Origin of the sequence: Arthrobacter pascens, from assembly GCF_030816475.1 — a bacterium.
Taxonomy (GTDB): domain Bacteria; phylum Actinomycetota; class Actinomycetes; order Actinomycetales; family Micrococcaceae; genus Arthrobacter; species Arthrobacter pascens_B.
In genome coordinates this window covers 1,856,432-1,872,148 of sequence record NZ_JAUSXF010000001.1, presented here as the reverse complement: position 1 = coordinate 1,872,148, position 15,717 = coordinate 1,856,432, and the positions used below count along the sequence as shown (strand labels likewise).

Genomic DNA, 15,717 nt, shown 5'->3' with positions numbered 1-15,717 from the left:
TTCCGCCACCAATTCCATGCTGGAACGGTCAGAATCCGCGATGCAGTGTCAGGGGTTCCGGCGATAATTCACGCCGCAACTCTTTCACCGGCGGCACGGCGAGGCCATTTCCTGCCCGTGGACTTCGTCACCAGCCCGCCGGATGTGGACGTGGAGGGTACGCAACGGCTCCTGGAGGAAGCACAACGCGCCGGGGTGGAGCACTTTCTGCATGTCTCAATAGTGGGCGTCCAGCAGTCCCGGGTTCCCTACCTCCGGAGGAAGGCACAGGCCGAGAACATCGTCAGGAGCTCCGCGATTCCGTGGACGATCCTTCCAGCCACCCCCTTCTTCTAGCTCCTGGCCCGGTTCCATGACCACATGGCGAAGCAGCGCGTCTGGGTTGCCCCGTCCAACCTGCCCATGCAGCCAGGTGCCAAGAGCCCCGACCAGGCGGACCCGGTCGGGGCTTTCGGGTGGTTCTGCAGTGAAGGGGTTAGGCGAGCAGTGAAGGCTTCAACTGCTGAAGGCGCCCCAGGAGCCCGTTGATGAACGACGGCGATTCATCAGTTGAGAGCGTCTTGGCCAGCGCCACCGCCTCGCTGACAGCAACGCCGTCGGGGACGTCGTCGTTGTACAGCAGCTCCCAGGTGCCGATCCGAAGGATGATGCGGTCCACCGAAGGCATGCGTTCCAAGGTCCAGCCCTGCGAATACGTCTCCAGGAATTCGTCGATGGCGGACTGCTGGGAAACCACGCCCTCCACGATTTCCACCGTATACGGGTTCACGATCTGGTCGATCTTTTCCCGCCGCGCCCGGAGCACGTCGAAGGCGGAGACGGAGCGCTGCTCGGCTTCAAAGAGTACGTCCAGTGCCCTGTTTCGGGCCTTGCCGCGTGCGCTCACTACTCGCTGACCCGGCCGAGGTAGCTGCCGTCGCGGGTGTCGACCTTTACTTTGGTGTTGTTTTCAACGAACAGCGGAACCTGGATCTCGTAGCCGGTTTCCAGTGTCGCGGGTTTGGTGCCGGCCGAGGACCGGTCGCCCTGCAGGCCCGGCTCCGTGTACGTGATTTCAAGGACAACGCTGGGCGGCAGCTCGATGTACAGCGGGGTGCCTTCGTGGATGGCGATATTGACCAGCTGGTTTTCAAGCATGAAATTGGTGGCATTGCCTACAGTGGCACCGGAGACGGTGATCTGGTCGTAGTCGGACGTGTCCATGAACACGAAGTCCGCGCCGTCCTGGTACAGGTACTGGTAGTCGCGGCGGTCCACGGTGGCGGTCTCGATCTTGAGGCCGGCATTGAACGTCTTGTCCACAACCTTGCCGGACATCACGTTGCGCATCTTGGTCCGCACAAACGCACCGCCCTTGCCCGGTTTGACGTGCTGGAATTCAATGATGTTCCAGAGCTGGCCCTCAAGCTTAAGGACTGTTCCGTTCTTGATGTCGTTAGTGGTTGCCACTGTTTCCTCTGGTTTCTATCTGTCTGGTCAATTTGTCAGACGTTCTATGCCGCCCGGGCACGCCACATGGGCCGCCAGCGCGTGTTTATCAAAAATCCAAGAACCATTCTACCGGTAAGACGGCGGGGCTCCTGCCCGGCCGCCGGACTGCGGCGCCTTCCAGTCGGTCAGCAGGCCAGATCCAGGACGTCGCGCGCCCGCTGCAGGGCCACCGTCGAGGAGTAGATCAGGGCGGCGTCGGCTGATTCGGCGACGCGCAGATCGAGTGCGCGGGCAAAGGATTCAACGGCGGCCGAAGTCTGTCCAGCTGTGTACTGGGTTTTGCCCAGGAAATGCAGAACGAGCGCCTCGCGCGGGGTTCCCTCGACTTCGGCAAGCAGCTGACGGAACAGTTCGACGGCCCGGTCCAGGCGGTTGGTGACCCGCAGTACCTCCGCCTCGAAGGCCCGGAGCCGGAACGATTCCGGGTCCTTGAAGCGTTCCTCGGCAAGCAGCTCCGCGGCTTCCGAGGCGTGGCCCTCCACCAGTAGGACATAAATGTGATCCGCGGGGTCGGTTGAGGCCGCGAGTGCTTCCCGGCAGGCGTCCGCGTTAACTATCTCGGGAAGAAGGGACTCCGGGTTGATCCGGATACCGGGGAAGCCGGCCTCCGGCCAGTCGCTGGTTCCCTCCAGTGCGCCCTGCATCACGAGGCGATTTCCTGGTAGGCCGCGAACAGCAGCGATGTATCCGGAACATCCAGGATGCCGGGCTTGGCAATGCCGTCCAGAACCACGAACCGGAGGAGGTCCCCGCGGGACTTTTTGTCCCGGCGCATCCCGTCCAGGAGCCCCTGCCACCGGTCGCGCCGGTAGGTGACGGGAAGCCCGAGGGTTTCCAGGATGCTGCGGTGCCGGTCGGCGTCGGTGTCGCTGAGCCGCCCCACGCTGCGGGCGAGTTCGGCGGCAAACATCATGCCAACGGAAACGGCAGCACCATGGCGCCAGGAATACCGTTCGACGAGTTCGATGGCGTGGCCCAGGGTGTGCCCGTAGTTCAGGATTTCACGGAGCCCGGATTCCTTCAGGTCCTCGGAAACGACCCTGGCCTTGACCGCGATGGCCCGCTCGATGAGCTCCCGCAGCACTGCTGACTGCGGATCAACAACGGCCTCAGGGTCCTTTTCGACGAGGTCCAGGATGGTTGGATCGGCGATGAAGCCGCACTTAACCACTTCGGCCATTCCGGAAATCAGTTCGTTGCGGGGCAGCGTGTTCAGGGTATCAAGGTCCACCAGCACTCCGGCGGGCGGGTGAAAGGCCCCCACCAGGTTCTTGCCCTCGGCGGTGTTGATGCCGGTTTTGCCTCCCACGGAGGCGTCCACCATGCCCAGCAGGCTGGTGGGCATGTGGATGACCTTGACGCCGCGGAGCCACGTAGCCGCGACGAAGCCGGCAAGGTCGGTCACGGCGCCGCCGCCTACGGCTACGATCGCGTCGGAGCGCGTGAAGTCATTCTGGCCCAGGACCTGCCAGCAGAAGGCAGCCACCTGGATGTGCTTGCCCTCTTCGGCGTCGGGGATTTCCGCTGTCAGCGAGGTGAAGCCGGCGGCGGCCAGCTCGTCCCGGACAGTGTCTCCGGTGAGCCGCAGGGCCCGGGGGTGGATGACCAGCACGCGCCGGACCCTCTCCCCCAGCAGGGCAGGAAGGCTTCCCAGCAGGCCGCGTCCGACGACGACGTCGTAGTTCTGCGCCGCGGACTCGCCGGTGACCTTGATGACTGTTGATTCGACGCTCAATTTTCAACTTCCTGTTTGGCAGCTGCGAATGCCCGCAGCGCTTCTTCCAGCCGGCGTCCCAGTTCGGCAACGGTGCCGTGGCGGACGTCCAGAACGACGTCGGCCAGCCGTTCATAGACCGGCTTCCGGGTCGCAAACAATGATGACCAACGGGCCATGGCGTCACCGGCGAGGAGGGGACGGCCGGAGTTCCGGGCGATACGGCCGGCTACCGTTTCCGCATCGCATTCCAGGTAGACCACGGTGCAGCGTTCCAGTAGCTGCTGTGTCCCCGAGTCGAGGACCGCGCCGCCGCCCAGGGAAATCACCGTGGCGGAACTTTCCGCCTCCTCGACGACACTGGCCACGGTCCTGGCCTCAATCTCGCGGAAGGCGTGTTCGCCACGGCCGGCGAAGATGTCCGCGATGGAGCCATGGTTTCCCACAATGACAACGTCGGTATCCACGAAAGGCGCATGGAGTTGCTGGGCCAGCTGGTAACCGATGGCCGACTTGCCCACCGCCATAGGGCCGATGAGTACGATGGGCCGCCGGTCAGGCGCACCAGGCTTACTGCTGCGGGGCACTACTGGCCGATCGAGTCCAGGGACGCCGGAATGTTGTCCAGGTAACCCTTGATATTGCGTGCGGTTTCCGCGACGGAATCCCCACCGAACTTTTCGGCCACCGCTTCCGCCAGCACCAGTGCAACCATCGCTTCCGCGACCACACCTGCCGCCGGCACGGCACAGACGTCCGAACGCTGGTGATGGGCCTTGGCCGCCTCGCCGGTGCTGATGTCGATGGTCTTCAGGGCCCGGGGAACGGTGGCGATCGGCTTCATGGCAGCTCGGACCCTCAGCACGTCCCCGATGCTCATGCCGCCTTCGATTCCGCCTGCCCTGTTGCTGGTCCGGATGATCCTGCCATCCGCGTCCTTGACGATCTCGTCGTGGGCAGCGGAGCCGCGGCGCGCGGCAGTCAGGAATCCGTCGCCCACTTCCACACCCTTGATGGCCTGGATGCCCATGAGCGCGGCTGCGAGCCGTGAATCGAGCCTCCGGTCCCAGTGGACGTAGCTTCCCAGCCCTGGCGGGAGGCCATAGGCGAGCACCTCCACGACGCCGCCAAGGGTCTCGCCCTCCTTGTGGGCGGCATCCACTTCGGCAACCATGGCGTCGGAGGTCTCCCGGTCGAAACAGCGCAGCGGGTCCGCGTCCAGGGCGATGACGTTTGCCGGAACCGGCAGCGGGCGTCCCTCCGGCACGGTCACGCTGGCGATGGAGACGGTGTGGCTGACCAGCTCGATGCCCAGCTGCTTCAGGAACTGGGACGCTACGGTTCCGACGGCCACCCGGGTGGCCGTCTCCCGGGCGCTGGCGCGTTCAAGCACGGGCCTGGCCTCGGAAAAGCCATACTTCTGCATGCCCGTGAAATCAGCGTGCCCGGGACGGGGACGGGTCAAGGGGGCGTTGCGCGCCTGGTCGGCGAGTATTTCGGGATCCACGGGGTCCGCGGACATGATCTGCTCCCACTTGGGCCATTCGGTGTTTCCCACCTGGATGCCCACCGGGCCGCCCTGGGTCAGGCCATGCCGCACGCCGCCAAGGATGGTCACGACGTCCTGCTCGAATTTCATGCGTGCCCCGCGGCCATAACCGAGGCGGCGGCGTGCCAATGAATCGGCGATCTGCCCGCTGGTGAGTTCCACACCGGCGGGGACGCCTTCAATTATTCCCATCAGGGCCGGGCCATGGGATTCACCGGCAGTCAACCAACGCAACATAATTTCCATCCTGCCATGTATGGCGGTCAGAACGCCCGTCGGGGAAGGCCGACTGCGTCACACATCACATCTATGACAGCTGCGTTAACTTCCTCGTCCAGCCGGGAGAAAAGCCGCACCTGTTCCACTGCCTGATAGAGCAGCATCTCCAGTCCGGGGACCACTGAGCCGCCGCCTGCCTGCCAGACAGAAGCGATCCGGCTGGGCCAGGGGTCATAGGCCACATCCAGCAGGACACCACAGCCAAGGGTCGGGATTCCCGCCAGTTCGTCGGCAAGGCTGTCGGCTGCGCGGGGCGGCAACGTTGAAATGACGACGTCGGCACTTGCCGTGGGAGAGGCCGCCTCGGCCAGCGGTCGCACATCGACTTCCAGGCCGACGCCGGCCGCTGCGGCGCGCGCTTCCGTGGCCCGCCCGGTGTCCCGGACGAAGACCTGGACGGATTTCGCCCCCAGGTCCTTAAGCGCCGCCACCGCAGCCGCGGAGGTTCCTCCCCCGCCAAGGATCACCGCGGCCGGCGCTGGCGCCACTCCGGCGTAACGGACGGCGTTGACGATTCCGGCGACGTCGGTGTTGTAGCCGATCCTCCGCACGGTGGTGCCGGCGTCGTTTTCGAATGCGACAGTTTCGAATGCGACGGTGTTGACGACACCCAGCACGCGGGCGATGCCGCGCACCTCATCCACTTCCGACATCATGGCGGTCTTCAGCGGCATGGTGACTGATAGGCCCCGCCATCCATCCTGGGCCCGAACCTCCCGCATGAAGTCCGGTAGTGCTTGTGCCGTGAGATCCACGGCGGTGTAGCGGATGTCGATTCCCAGCTTGCCGTAAGCGGCCAGATGCAGCGCCGGCGACTTCGAGTGACTGATCGGATGGCCCAGGACTGCAGCCCGGAGCGTCATGAGCAGCGGCCCGCGTTTGCCTGACACCAGCTGTTGTACTGGGCCACGTAGGTGTTGTGCTCCGCCAACGTCTTGGAGAATTTTGTCTCCTTGGTATCCAGGTTGATGGTCACCCAGAAGAGGTAGTCGTTGGCCTTCGGCTTGGCTGCGGCATCGATGGCCGTCTTGCCGGGCGAGCCGATGGGCCCGGGCGGCAAACCGGGGTTGGCATAGGTGTTATAGGGATTTGACTTGTCTTCGCGCTCGGCATCAGTGAAGTTGAAGCTTCTGGTGCCAAGGCCGTAGGTGACAGCTGAGTCCACCTGAAGGAAGCCGCCGGTCTGGTCGTTGGGCTTGAGGCGGTTGTAGATGGCACCGGCGACGTCACCGTAGTCAGCCTGTCCGCCCTCCGCCTGCACGATGCTCGCGACGATCAGGGTCTGGTACTGCTTCTCAGGGTCCGTGATGCCCTGCGAAACCAGTTCATCCGTTGTTGATTTGACGAGGCCCTGAAGAATGTCCTTCGCCGGAGTGCCCAGCGGGAAGCGGTATTCGCCCGGCGCCAGGAACCCTTCCAGGTTCTTGGCGGCAGCGGGAACGCCGAACTGTGCCGGGGAATCGCTGAGGGCCTTCAGCTGCGCCAGTGGGACGCCCGATCCTTCAGAGATCGCCTGCAGGGATTCACCAATCCTCAATCCGGCACTCAGGGCGAAATAGATGACCTTGCCGTTGTCCTTGCCGAGCAGGATATTGACGGCGTCGGAGTTCTTCATCTCCATCTTGAAGGTGTAGTCCCCCGGTGCCAGTGTGCCGCCAGAGGCGGTGAACGCCTGCAGGAAGGTGTCCGCGTTGGCAACAACCTTTCCGCTTTCCAGGGCTGTAGCCACGGCACGGGGGCCTTCGCCGGCCTGGACCGTGACCTTGACCTCACCGGTCCCGGGGCCGGGATAGTCACTTGCCTTGTCGTTTCCGAGCAGCGGCTTGAGGAACTGCGCGCCAACGGCGACCGCGGTAACAAAAACTGCAAGGGTCAGCACCAATGCCAGGAAGCGACGCCGGCGGCGCACCTTTTTGGAGGGAGCCTTCACTACTGAAACCGCAGAGGAGCCGGCGAGCAGCCCGTCGTGCGGGTGATCGTCGAGGTGGTGGGCATCGGCGTGGTGGACGTCCTCATAGTAGGCGTCGGCGTGCCCGTCCTCGTAGTGTTGCCCGTCCACGTGGAGAGCGTGATGGGGAAATTCGTCAGCGTGCAATCCGTTACCGTGCAGTGCGTCATCGTGCAGTGCGTCATCGTGCAGCGCGTCAGGATGCGGCGCGTCATGATGGAGTGCCTCGTGATGGTTCAGATCGGGGTGCGCTTCCTCGTGGTGGACCGGTTCCTGGTGGAGGGGCTCCTCGTCGTGGACCGCTTCCTGGTGGCCGGGCTCCTCATAGTGGACCGGCTCGTGATGGAAGGGTAACCCGAAGTGCACCGGTTCCTGGTGGGCCGGTTCGGGGCGGATCGGAGCGTGGGCCCATTCATTCGCGACATGTTCCTGGCTGCCGGCTCCTACAAAGGCAGGTTCAGCCTCCTGGATCGACGGCGGGGTATCGGGCGCTGCCGGAATGGAAGACGCGGCCGACTCGGCCGGCGAAGGCTCCGGCGTGGTCGGGGGAAAATCTTCGCCCGTTTCGTAAGCCTGTTCAGGAACGAGACTGTTGCTTTCGGTATGCAGGGACTTTTCCCGCGCGCGGAGCTCCTTGCGGGTCAGCGGCCTGGCCGCACCGCTGTCGGGGCCGCCGGAGGAGTGCTCAATGTTGGCCGGGCTCACTGTAGCCTTCCGTTATCTGAAGATCGGGTCTTGTCCTCCGGGGCCTGCCCAGGCGTTTCCGCCGCAGTATCCCCGGAGCGCCACGGACGGGCCGGCGCCATCACGCGCCTGCCAACGTCCGTTCCCCTGGCTTTTTGCATGTCAATGGCGTGCTGAAGGATTCCAGCCGCCGCGACCTGATCCACTACTTTACGGTGATTCCGGCCGCTCATGCCAGCTTCATGAAGGTCGCGGTGGGCTGAGACGCTGCTCAGGCGCTCGTCAACGAGGTTCACAGGCACCTCCAGGCCACGCGATTCCAGCTCGCTCGCGAGCAACTCTGCGTACTCGGTCGCCATCCGCGCGGAAGCGTGTTCCTCGCCCTTCATGGTGCGCGGGAGGCCGACGATAACCTGGACGGCGCCGAGTTCCTCTGCCAACGACGCAATCACACGGATATCGGAGTTTTTCCTGGGATTGCGGTCCAGGGTCTTCAGCGGCGTCGCCAGGATGGAGTCACGATCGCAGACCGCGACTCCCACCCGGACGGTGCCGACGTCCACCCCCAGTTTGATGCCCTGGGGGTAGGCGCCGGCAGCAGCAGGACTGGTCATCGGATGCTTTATCGCCCGGAGATGGCGTCAACAACGGCGGCCAGGGCCGGTGTGATCTTCCCGGCGTCGGTGCCGCCGCCCTGGGCGACGTCGTCCTTGCCTCCGCCGCCGCCGCCAAGGATTCCTGCCGCGAGGCGGACGAGTGCACCGGCCTTGACGCCTGCCTCCCGTGCAGCCTCGTTGGTGGCCACAAGGATCATGGGACGGTCGTTCGTGACGCCTGCCACCGCGACGGTGGAGGGTGCGGATCCCAGCCGGTTCCGCAGGTCCAGGGCAAGGCCGCGAAGGTCATCGGCACCGCTGACCTGGCCGGCGTCGTGGGCAATGACGCTGATCCCTGCGGCATCCTTCGCCGTTCCGGCCAGCTGGCCGGCAGCGGCAGCCAACTGTTCCTTCCGGAGCCGTTCCAGTTCCTTCTCCGTTGATTTGAGCTTTGCCAGCGTGGCGGCGATCCTGTCGGCCAGCTGGCCGGAGGGCACTTTAAGCATTTCCGTCAGCTCGGTCACCAGCGCCCGTTCAGCAGCAAGGTGGCGGAACGCATCCATTCCCACAAAAGCCTCAACGCGGCGGTTGCCTGAACCCACCGACTGTTCGCCGAGGAGTGAGAGGCTTCCAATCAGGGAAGTATTGGCAACGTGCGTGCCGCCGCACAGCTCACGGGACCACGCGCCGTCGATCTCCACAACCCGTACTTCGCTGCCGTAGTTCTCACCGAACAGCGCCATGGCACCCAGCGCCTTGGCTTCAGCCAGCCCCATCACCCTGGTTTCGACGCGGTGGTTGTTGCGGATGGCCAGGTTGGAGACTTCCTCGATCTCGGAACGGGTGGCGGGGCTGAGACCTTCGCCCCAGGCGAAGTCGAAGCGCAGGTAGCCGGCCTTGTTGTAGGAACCGCGCTGGGTGGCTTCCGGGCCGAGGATCTGGTGCAGTGCAGCGTGGACAATGTGCGTGCCGGTGTGGGCCTGTTCGGCGGCGTGGCGCCGTTCGCGGTCGACGGCGGCGCGCACCAGGGCGTCCGAAGGGATCTCGCCTTCACGGACGATGGCCTTGTGGACGCTGAGCCCCTTGAGCGGGCGCTGGACGTCCAGGACCTCGACTACAAACCCGTCGCCGGTGATCAGGCCGGTGTCAGCGGCCTGGCCGCCGGCTTCGGCGTAGAACGGGGTCTCAGCGAGGACAAGCTCGATCTCGTCCCCGGTGGAGGCCTGGCCAACTTTCTGCCCTCCGCTGAGGATGCCGCGGACGCGGGACTCGCCATCGAGGTCGGTGTAGCCCGTGAAGACCGTTTCGCCTTGTGCCAGCAGTTCCTGGAAGGCGCTGAGGTCGGCGTGGCCGCCCTTCTTTCCCTTGGCGTCGGCCTGGGCACGCTGGCGCTGTTCCAGCATGAGCCTGCGGAATTCCGGCTCATCCACGTTCAGCCCGGCTTCCTCGGCCATTTCCAGGGTGAGGTCGATCGGGAAGCCGTAGGTGTCATGCAGCGCGAAAGCATCGGCACCTGAGAGAGGACGGCCGGCAGCCTTGGATTCGGTGACTGCGTCTTCAAGCCGGGCGGTGCCCGAGGCGATGGTGCGAAGGAAGGCTCGTTCCTCTGCATAGGCAATCCGGCCGATGCGGTCGAAGTCCGTCTCCACGACGGGGTAGACGCCCTTCATCGCGTCACGGGAGGCGGGCAGCAGGTCCGGCAGGCAGGCCTTTTCGACGCCGAGCAGGCGCATGGAGCGCACGGCGCGGCGGATGAGGCGGCGCAGGACATACCCGCGGCCTTCGTTGGAGGGAGTCACGCCGTCGGCGATCAGCATCAGTGCTGAACGGATGTGGTCCGCGACAACACGCATCCGAACGTCGTCGGTGTGGTGCGGATCCTCGGGGGTTTCCGCCGACGTGTATTCCCGGCCGGACAGCTCGGCAGCCTTGTCGATGACGGGACGGACCTGGTCGGTCTCGTACATGTTCTCGACGCCCTGCAGGATCATGGCGAGGCGCTCCATGCCGAGGCCGGTGTCGATGTTCTTCTTGGGCAGCTCACCCACGATGTCGAAGTCGTCCTTCGAGCGGACGTTGTCGATTTGGTACTGCATGAACACGAGGTTCCAGATTTCGACGTAGCGGTTCTCGTCGGCAATCGGGCCGCCTTCAGCACCGTAGGCGGGGCCGCGGTCATAGTAGATCTCAGAGCAGGGGCCGGCCGGGCCGGGCTGGCCTGTGTGCCAGTAATTGTCGGCCTTGCCCATGCGCTGGATGCGCTCGGCAGGGACGCCGGTGTTCTTCAGCCACAGCTCCTTGGCTTCGTCATCCTCTTCGTAGACAGTCACCCAGAGCAGTTCGGGCGGAAGGCCGTAGCCGCCGTCGTCCACGCTCGAGGTCAGGAGCTCCCAGGCGAACCGGATGGCGTCTTCCTTGAAGTAGTCGCCGAAGGAGAAGTTTCCGCACATCTGGAAAAAGGTCCCATGGCGGGCGGTCTTGCCAACTTCCTCGATGTCACCGGTGCGGATGCACTTCTGCACGCTGGTGGCACGGGAATACGGGGCCTCTTCGCGCGCCGTCAGGTAGGGGATGAACGGGACCATGCCGGCGACGGTGAACAGCAGGGACGGGTCGCTGGAGACCAGCGACGCGGAGGGGACCGCGGTGTGGCCTTTGCTGACAAAAAAGTCCACCCAGCGCTTTGTGATCTCCTGCGACTTCATGAGCTGATTACTTACCCTTCTTGGTTCACGCGTTTCTTCCGGCGTGACATTTTGATTCAGACGGCAGCTCCGGCAAACCGGAACTACTGATTAATTCTCCCGCGGCCGCCGGCTAGCGGCGTGCCAGGTCCTGCGATTCGACGCCGAGCGCGGTGCGCAGATCGGTCTCTCGTTCGTGCATTCCGGACCGGACGGCATCCGCGAAATCATAGAGGCCGTCCGTCAGCCGGCCCACGGCGCGGTTCAGGCCGGCCGGGCCCAGGTTGGCCTGGGCCTCCGTGACCTTGCGGAAGGCGATGACTCCGATGGCCACGCCGATTCCCATCCAGACAAGTCGTTTCATGTTCAGTTCTCCGGGTGGCTTAGCGGCTGCGACGGCCGGCGGTGGGCTTCTTGCGGTTGGCCAGCGCGGTGCGGACACCGTAGCTGAAGGCTGCGACCTTGATCAGTGGCGAGCCGACGGTCGCGGCGACCAGCGAGGACAGCGCGGAGATGTTGGCCGAGGCATCCGAAACGTTGGAGGCGATGCCGTCCACTTTTTTCAGCTGCTGGTTGGTGGTGGACACGGTGGCGGTCACTTCGTCCATGAGCGGTGTGGCGCCGTCGCTGATGGACCGGATGGAAGTCCTGATCTCATCAAACACCTTGCCGAGCTTCAGGATCGGTACGGCGAGCAGCAGCACCAGGAGCGCAAACACCCCGGCAGCGATCAGGCCGGCAATATCGCTACCAGACATAGACGTTCATCTCCTCGAAATTCTGTGGATCAGTTCCATCAGCGCACGCACGTGTCCATGCGTTCCGCAGATGCCCCCCAAGTACCTTACATACAAAGAAGCCCGCGGCGCTTGCCACGGGCTTCCTTGGATACGCTGCTGGGATTTAGCGTGCGTAGAATTCGACGACGAGCTGCTCTTCGCAGGTTACGGGAACCTCGGAGCGCTTCGGGCGACGGACCAGGCGGGCCTGGAGGGCGTCAAGCTTGACGTCCAGGTAGGCCGGAACCTGGGGCAGGACGTCGCGGTGTGCGCCGGCTGCTGCAACCTGGAGCGGGACCATGGTTTCGCTGCGGCTGTGGACGTGGACCAGCTGGCCTTCGCCGACGCGGAACGACGGACGGTCAACGCGGATGCCGTCAACCAGGATGTGGCGGTGCACAACAAGCTGGCGGGCCTGGGCAATGGTGCGGGCGAAGCCGGCGCGCAGCACGAGGGCGTCAAGACGCATCTCGAGGAGCTCGATCAGGTTTTCACCGGTCAGGCCCTTGGTGCGGCGTGCCTCTTCGAAAGCGCGGGTCATCTGGGCTTCGCGGATGCCGTACTGGGCGCGCAGACGCTGCTTTTCGCGCAGACGTACGGCGTAGTCGGAGTCCTGCTTCTTGCGGGCACGGCCATGCTCACCGGGGCCGTACGGACGGCGCTCCATGTACTTGGCGGCCTTGGGGGTCAGAGCGATGCCGAGTGCACGCGAGAGGCGTGCTGTACGGCGAGCACGAGTGTTGTTAGCCACTTGTGTCCTTCCAATATCTGCGGTGTGTCAGTGTTACTGGCCTCCACGATGGAGAGCATCGGCCAACCGCTGCCTTTTGCTACTGGGCGCAGGGCATAACCTCACCACAGCATGAAATGCTGAACATCAGTGGATTGTGCGTCCGTGCCTTGCCAGACAACGAACAAGCTTATCAGCATTACCTGGCTTTCCCCACATTTCCCCGGCCATCCCTGGCCTCTGGACGGGATTCAGCTGCCTCGGATGATCTTGCGTAGCCGCTCCAGCCTCACGGCGATCTCCCGCTCCGCGCCGTTGGCTGTGGGCTCGTAATAGTCCTTGCCTACCAGGTCGTCGGGCGCGTATTGCTGCGTGGCCACGGAGTGCGGGGCGTCGTGCGCGTACTTGTAGCCCAGCCCGTGGCCCAGCTGCTTCGATCCGGGATAGTGGGCATCGCGCAGGTGGGCTGGAATTCCGTTGCCGAGCCCCGCGCGGACGTCCGCCACGGCTTTGTTCAGTCCCATGTAGGCGGCGTTGGACTTCGGTGCAGTGGCCAGATGGACCACTGCCTCCGCAAGGACGATCCTGCCTTCGGGCATGCCGATCAGCTGCACGGCCTGGGCGGCGGCTACGGCTGTCTGTAAGGCGGTGGGGTCTGCCATGCCGACATCCTCGGCCGCCGAAATCACGATGCGCCGGGCGATGAAGCGCGGGTCCTCGCCCGCCTCGAGCATCCGTGCCAGGTAGTGCAGGGAGGCGTCCACATCGGAGCCGCGGACGGACTTGATGAAGGCACTTGCCACGTCGTAGTGCTGGTCCCCGGCGCGGTCATACCGGACGGCAGCCACGTCCAGCGCTCGCTCGGTGTGTATGAGTTCCACCGTCACCGGGCCGTCGCTGGCGTCGTCGGCGTCACCGAAAGCGACCCCTGCGGCGGCTTCGAGGGCGGTCAGCGCACGCCGGGCGTCCCCGCCGGAAAGCCGGACCAGGTGGGCCAGCGCCTCCGCGCTGAGTTCGACCTTGCCGTTCAGTCCCCGCGGATCCGTCACAGCCCGCCGGACGAGTCCTTCGATGTCATCGTCGGTCAGCGGCTTCAGGGTGAGCAGCAACGACCGGGACAAGAGCGGTGAGACGACGGAAAACGACGGATTCTCGGTGGTTGCTGCCACCAGGACCACCCAGCGGTTTTCCACCCCCGGCAACAGCGCGTCCTGCTGCGCCTTGTTGAACCGGTGGATCTCGTCCAGGAACAGGACCGTGGTGGTTTTGTACAGATCCCTCGCAGTCAGCGCCTCATCCATCACCCGCCGCACGTCCCGGACGCCTGCGGTAATCGCGGAAAGCTCCACGAATTTCCGGCCGGGGCCCTTGGCGATAACGTGTGCCAGGGTGGTCTTTCCGGTCCCGGGAGGACCCCAGAGAATGACCGACGCCGGCCCGGCCGGCCCGGTTGCATCGGTCCCGGCAGCGAGCTGGCGCAGCGGCGAGCCCTGCCCCAGCAGGTGCTGCTGCCCCACCACGTCGTCCAGGGTACGCGGCCGCATCCGAACGGCCAGCGGGCTGCGGGGAGAGGCGTTACGGCCGTCGGCGGGCGCGGCACTGCCGCCGTCGTCGTCGTCGTTGCCGGCCCCTTGGCCGAAGAGATCATCCACATAGATAGGCTACTCATAGTTCAGCGCTTCGTTTCGCCAGTCCTTAGCCACCAAAGGGGCCCCCATGACAGCACGCGCCGGGGACGGCGCCGGCCGTCCGGGTTCCGTCAGGACCGCTTTTGTGCCGGGCCCCCGACTCGCGGGGTGGGTGGAACGGTTCAGCACGGCACACCACGGTTTCAGGCTCAGCGATGAGGACGACGGCATCCGGCTCCTGGCGGCGGATGGCACGACGGCGTTGCTGCAGCCGCCCTGGCCTGTTGACGGCAGGCCGGGACGCGGTGCCGATTCCGTGGAGCGGCTTGCGTCCATTGCTTCGCAGCCGCGCCGGCTCGGACTTCTTCTTGTCCGGCGCGGAGGTTATGGGATCGCCGTGGCGAGCGAAGGAGCCGTTTTCGCGTCGAAAGCGGGAACGAGGTACGTGCAGTCCAGGACAGCAGCGGGAGGCCAGTCCCAGCAACGCTTCGCCAGGCGCCGCTCCAATCAGGCGGATGAGCTGGTGCAGGCTGTCGCCTTGCAGGCCAGGCAGGTGTTCAGCGGCCATCCGTTCGAATACGTCGTTCCGGGCGGGGACCGCACATTGGTAGACCTGGTGCTCGAAGAGCCCGCTCTGAAGGAATACGGCCGGTTGCCCAGGCTGGCACACCTCGACGTTCCGGATCCCCGTGCCGCCGTGCTGAAGAAGGCAGCAGTGGAAGCCTGCGCGGTCCGGATCCAGGTTACCGATCCGCCGGAATAGTTATCCCGCATTTTCAGATAACAGTGACTGACGTGAGGCAGCTAGCAGCCGGTCAGATGCCGCTTGGGCCGCTCCTGCCGGTAGAGGTAGCGGCCTGATTCCCGGAATCCCGCGTTCGTGTAGAGCTCCCTGGCTCCGCGGTTCGCGGCCGTGACCAGCAGCCAGTAGCTGTCCACTCCCTGTGCCGCACCGGCCTTGAGCAGGGCCTGCAAAACCCGAGTGGCATAACCGCGGCGCCGGGCATCCGGTCGGGTGGCCATGCAATACAGCCCTCCCCACTGCCGCGCCGCTTGGCCTTCCGGGCCGGGAGGAACGGCAAGGCGTCCGACGGCGGCCGGGACGCCGTCGTCGTCCCTCACCAGGGCGTACAGGGAGGGGCAGCCCTCCAGGATTCCGCGGGCCGTGTCGAGTGAAGTCCCGGCGCCTCGGCCGTCCACGCTCCACCAGAGCTGCAGCCATTCCGCGGACGGTCCAGGAAAGAACTCGACGTCTGAGAGTCCGACGCCGGATTCGGGAACCGCGGCACTCCAGCCGGAGCTGCGTACCATGGCCAGGGTTTCGGACTGCCGGGTGAAGCCTTCCGTATCGAGGAAGGCATTGAGCTCCGTATTGCGGGCAGTGTCAAAAACCTGGAAGATCACCGGGAGCCGGCGGCCGCGGTACCAGGCACGGGCCTCCCGGAGCAGGCCCGGCATCTCCTGAAGGCTGCCATCCGGCTCCCGGCGAGGCCATATCGAGTTGGCCCGCTGGGTCACGCCGTCCGCGGCACGAAAAACCCACCCGCCTGTTTCATGCCGGTCCGGGGCAGGCCAGGCGGCGTCCATGACAGTTTCAAGGTCCGGCAGATCGGTCTCGGCCACGGTGCTCCATCC

Annotated in this window: 17 protein-coding genes; 2 read left to right on the top strand and 15 right to left on the bottom strand. The window is 65.1% G+C overall.

All coding sequences use genetic code 11. The features are described from left to right. The first annotated feature begins 45 nt into the window (after positions 1-45). A complete protein-coding gene (locus QFZ40_RS08615; RefSeq protein WP_306903871.1) occupies positions 46-336 on the top strand; it encodes an SDR family oxidoreductase in 291 nt (96 codons plus the stop codon). Positions 337-475: 139 nt separating this feature from the next. On the opposite strand, the gene nusB is transcribed toward QFZ40_RS08615, so the two are convergent. The 14 genes from nusB to QFZ40_RS08545 all read right to left on the bottom strand — a co-directional run bounded on the left by nusB (position 476) and on the right by QFZ40_RS08545 (position 14,106). Further along, complete coding sequence (gene nusB / locus QFZ40_RS08610; RefSeq protein WP_306903870.1) at positions 476-886, bottom strand: transcription antitermination factor NusB; 411 nt, start codon at positions 884-886, stop codon at positions 476-478. Further along, positions 886-1,449: an elongation factor P gene (efp, locus tag QFZ40_RS08605; RefSeq protein ID WP_306903869.1), complete on the bottom strand. Its 564-nt coding sequence runs from the start codon at positions 1,447-1,449 to the stop codon at positions 886-888. The genes nusB and efp overlap by 1 nt, the downstream gene beginning before the upstream one ends. A 167-nt stretch (positions 1,450-1,616) precedes the next feature. Continuing rightward, a complete protein-coding gene (locus QFZ40_RS08600) occupies positions 1,617-2,135 on the bottom strand; it encodes a tetratricopeptide repeat protein (RefSeq protein WP_306906876.1) in 519 nt (172 codons plus the stop codon). Next, positions 2,135-3,226, bottom strand: a complete 1,092-nt coding sequence (aroB, locus tag QFZ40_RS08595) for a 3-dehydroquinate synthase (protein WP_306903868.1) — start codon at positions 3,224-3,226, stop codon at positions 2,135-2,137. Before aroB ends, QFZ40_RS08600 begins: the two co-directional genes overlap by 1 nt. Then, complete coding sequence (locus QFZ40_RS08590; RefSeq protein ID WP_306903867.1) at positions 3,223-3,732, bottom strand: shikimate kinase; 510 nt, start codon at positions 3,730-3,732, stop codon at positions 3,223-3,225. Before QFZ40_RS08590 ends, aroB begins: the two co-directional genes overlap by 4 nt. A 59-nt stretch (positions 3,733-3,791) precedes the next feature. Continuing rightward, complete coding sequence (aroC, locus tag QFZ40_RS08585) at positions 3,792-4,991, bottom strand: chorismate synthase (protein ID WP_306906875.1); 1,200 nt, start codon at positions 4,989-4,991, stop codon at positions 3,792-3,794. Positions 4,992-5,017: 26 nt separating this feature from the next. After that, positions 5,018-5,896: a shikimate dehydrogenase gene (locus QFZ40_RS08580; RefSeq protein ID WP_306906874.1), complete on the bottom strand. Its 879-nt coding sequence runs from the start codon at positions 5,894-5,896 to the stop codon at positions 5,018-5,020. Then, entirely contained in the window at positions 5,893-7,686 is a 1,794-nt protein-coding gene (gene mltG / locus QFZ40_RS08575) for an endolytic transglycosylase MltG (protein WP_306903866.1), read from the bottom strand. Before mltG ends, QFZ40_RS08580 begins: the two co-directional genes overlap by 4 nt. Continuing rightward, on the bottom strand, positions 7,683-8,279 hold the full coding sequence (ruvX, locus tag QFZ40_RS08570; RefSeq protein WP_306903865.1) for a Holliday junction resolvase RuvX: 597 nt from the start codon (positions 8,277-8,279) through the stop codon (positions 7,683-7,685). Before ruvX ends, mltG begins: the two co-directional genes overlap by 4 nt. Before the next feature lie 8 nt (positions 8,280-8,287). Then, the gene (gene alaS, locus QFZ40_RS08565; protein WP_306903864.1) at positions 8,288-10,966 is read right to left on the bottom strand and encodes an alanine--tRNA ligase; all 2,679 of its coding nucleotides are present in this window, start codon (positions 10,964-10,966) and stop codon (positions 8,288-8,290) included. Positions 10,967-11,078: 112 nt separating this feature from the next. Continuing rightward, positions 11,079-11,309: a DUF6167 family protein gene (locus QFZ40_RS08560; protein ID WP_306903863.1), complete on the bottom strand. Its 231-nt coding sequence runs from the start codon at positions 11,307-11,309 to the stop codon at positions 11,079-11,081. Between the two features lie 19 nt (positions 11,310-11,328). Next, positions 11,329-11,703 (bottom strand): DUF948 domain-containing protein, encoded by a 375-nt coding sequence (locus QFZ40_RS08555; RefSeq protein WP_306903862.1) that lies wholly within the window; start codon positions 11,701-11,703, stop codon positions 11,329-11,331. 145 nt (positions 11,704-11,848) lie between these two features. Continuing rightward, on the bottom strand, positions 11,849-12,475 hold the full coding sequence (gene rpsD, locus QFZ40_RS08550) for a 30S ribosomal protein S4 (RefSeq protein WP_111905420.1): 627 nt from the start codon (positions 12,473-12,475) through the stop codon (positions 11,849-11,851). Between the two features lie 230 nt (positions 12,476-12,705). Then, positions 12,706-14,106 carry a replication-associated recombination protein A gene (locus tag QFZ40_RS08545; RefSeq protein WP_306903861.1) on the bottom strand — a complete coding sequence of 467 codons (1,401 nt, stop codon included), beginning with the start codon at positions 14,104-14,106 and terminating at the stop codon, positions 12,706-12,708. Positions 14,107-14,170: 64 nt separating this feature from the next. On the opposite strand from QFZ40_RS08545, the gene QFZ40_RS08540 reads away from it, so the two are divergent. Further along, positions 14,171-14,845: an acVLRF1 family peptidyl-tRNA hydrolase gene (locus QFZ40_RS08540; protein ID WP_306903860.1), complete on the top strand. Its 675-nt coding sequence runs from the start codon at positions 14,171-14,173 to the stop codon at positions 14,843-14,845. Between the two features lie 41 nt (positions 14,846-14,886). Here QFZ40_RS08540 and QFZ40_RS08535 read toward each other — a convergent pair whose 3' ends face one another. Further along, positions 14,887-15,705, bottom strand: coding sequence for a GNAT family N-acetyltransferase (locus QFZ40_RS08535; RefSeq protein WP_373427414.1), 819 nt, complete (start codon positions 15,703-15,705; stop codon positions 14,887-14,889). Between the last annotated feature and the right edge of the window lie 12 nt (positions 15,706-15,717).

Coding starts and splice junctions, on each gene's coding strand:
- QFZ40_RS08560 (WP_306903863.1), bottom strand. CDS start 11,309: ATGAAACGACTTGTCTGGATGGGAATCGGCGTGGCCATCGGAGTCATC.
- alaS (WP_306903864.1), bottom strand. CDS start 10,966: ATGAAGTCGCAGGAGATCACAAAGCGCTGGGTGGACTTTTTTGTCAGC.
- QFZ40_RS08600 (WP_306906876.1), bottom strand. CDS start 2,135: ATGCAGGGCGCACTGGAGGGAACCAGCGACTGGCCGGAGGCCGGCTTC.
- QFZ40_RS08555 (WP_306903862.1), bottom strand. CDS start 11,703: ATGTCTGGTAGCGATATTGCCGGCCTGATCGCTGCCGGGGTGTTTGCG.
- QFZ40_RS08580 (WP_306906874.1), bottom strand. CDS start 5,896: ATGACGCTCCGGGCTGCAGTCCTGGGCCATCCGATCAGTCACTCGAAG.
- QFZ40_RS08590 (WP_306903867.1), bottom strand. CDS start 3,732: ATGGCGGTGGGCAAGTCGGCCATCGGTTACCAGCTGGCCCAGCAACTC.
- ruvX (WP_306903865.1), bottom strand. CDS start 8,279: ATGACCAGTCCTGCTGCTGCCGGCGCCTACCCCCAGGGCATCAAACTG.
- aroC (WP_306906875.1), bottom strand. CDS start 4,991: ATGTTGCGTTGGTTGACTGCCGGTGAATCCCATGGCCCGGCCCTGATG.
- QFZ40_RS08540 (WP_306903860.1), top strand. CDS start 14,171: ATGACAGCACGCGCCGGGGACGGCGCCGGCCGTCCGGGTTCCGTCAGG.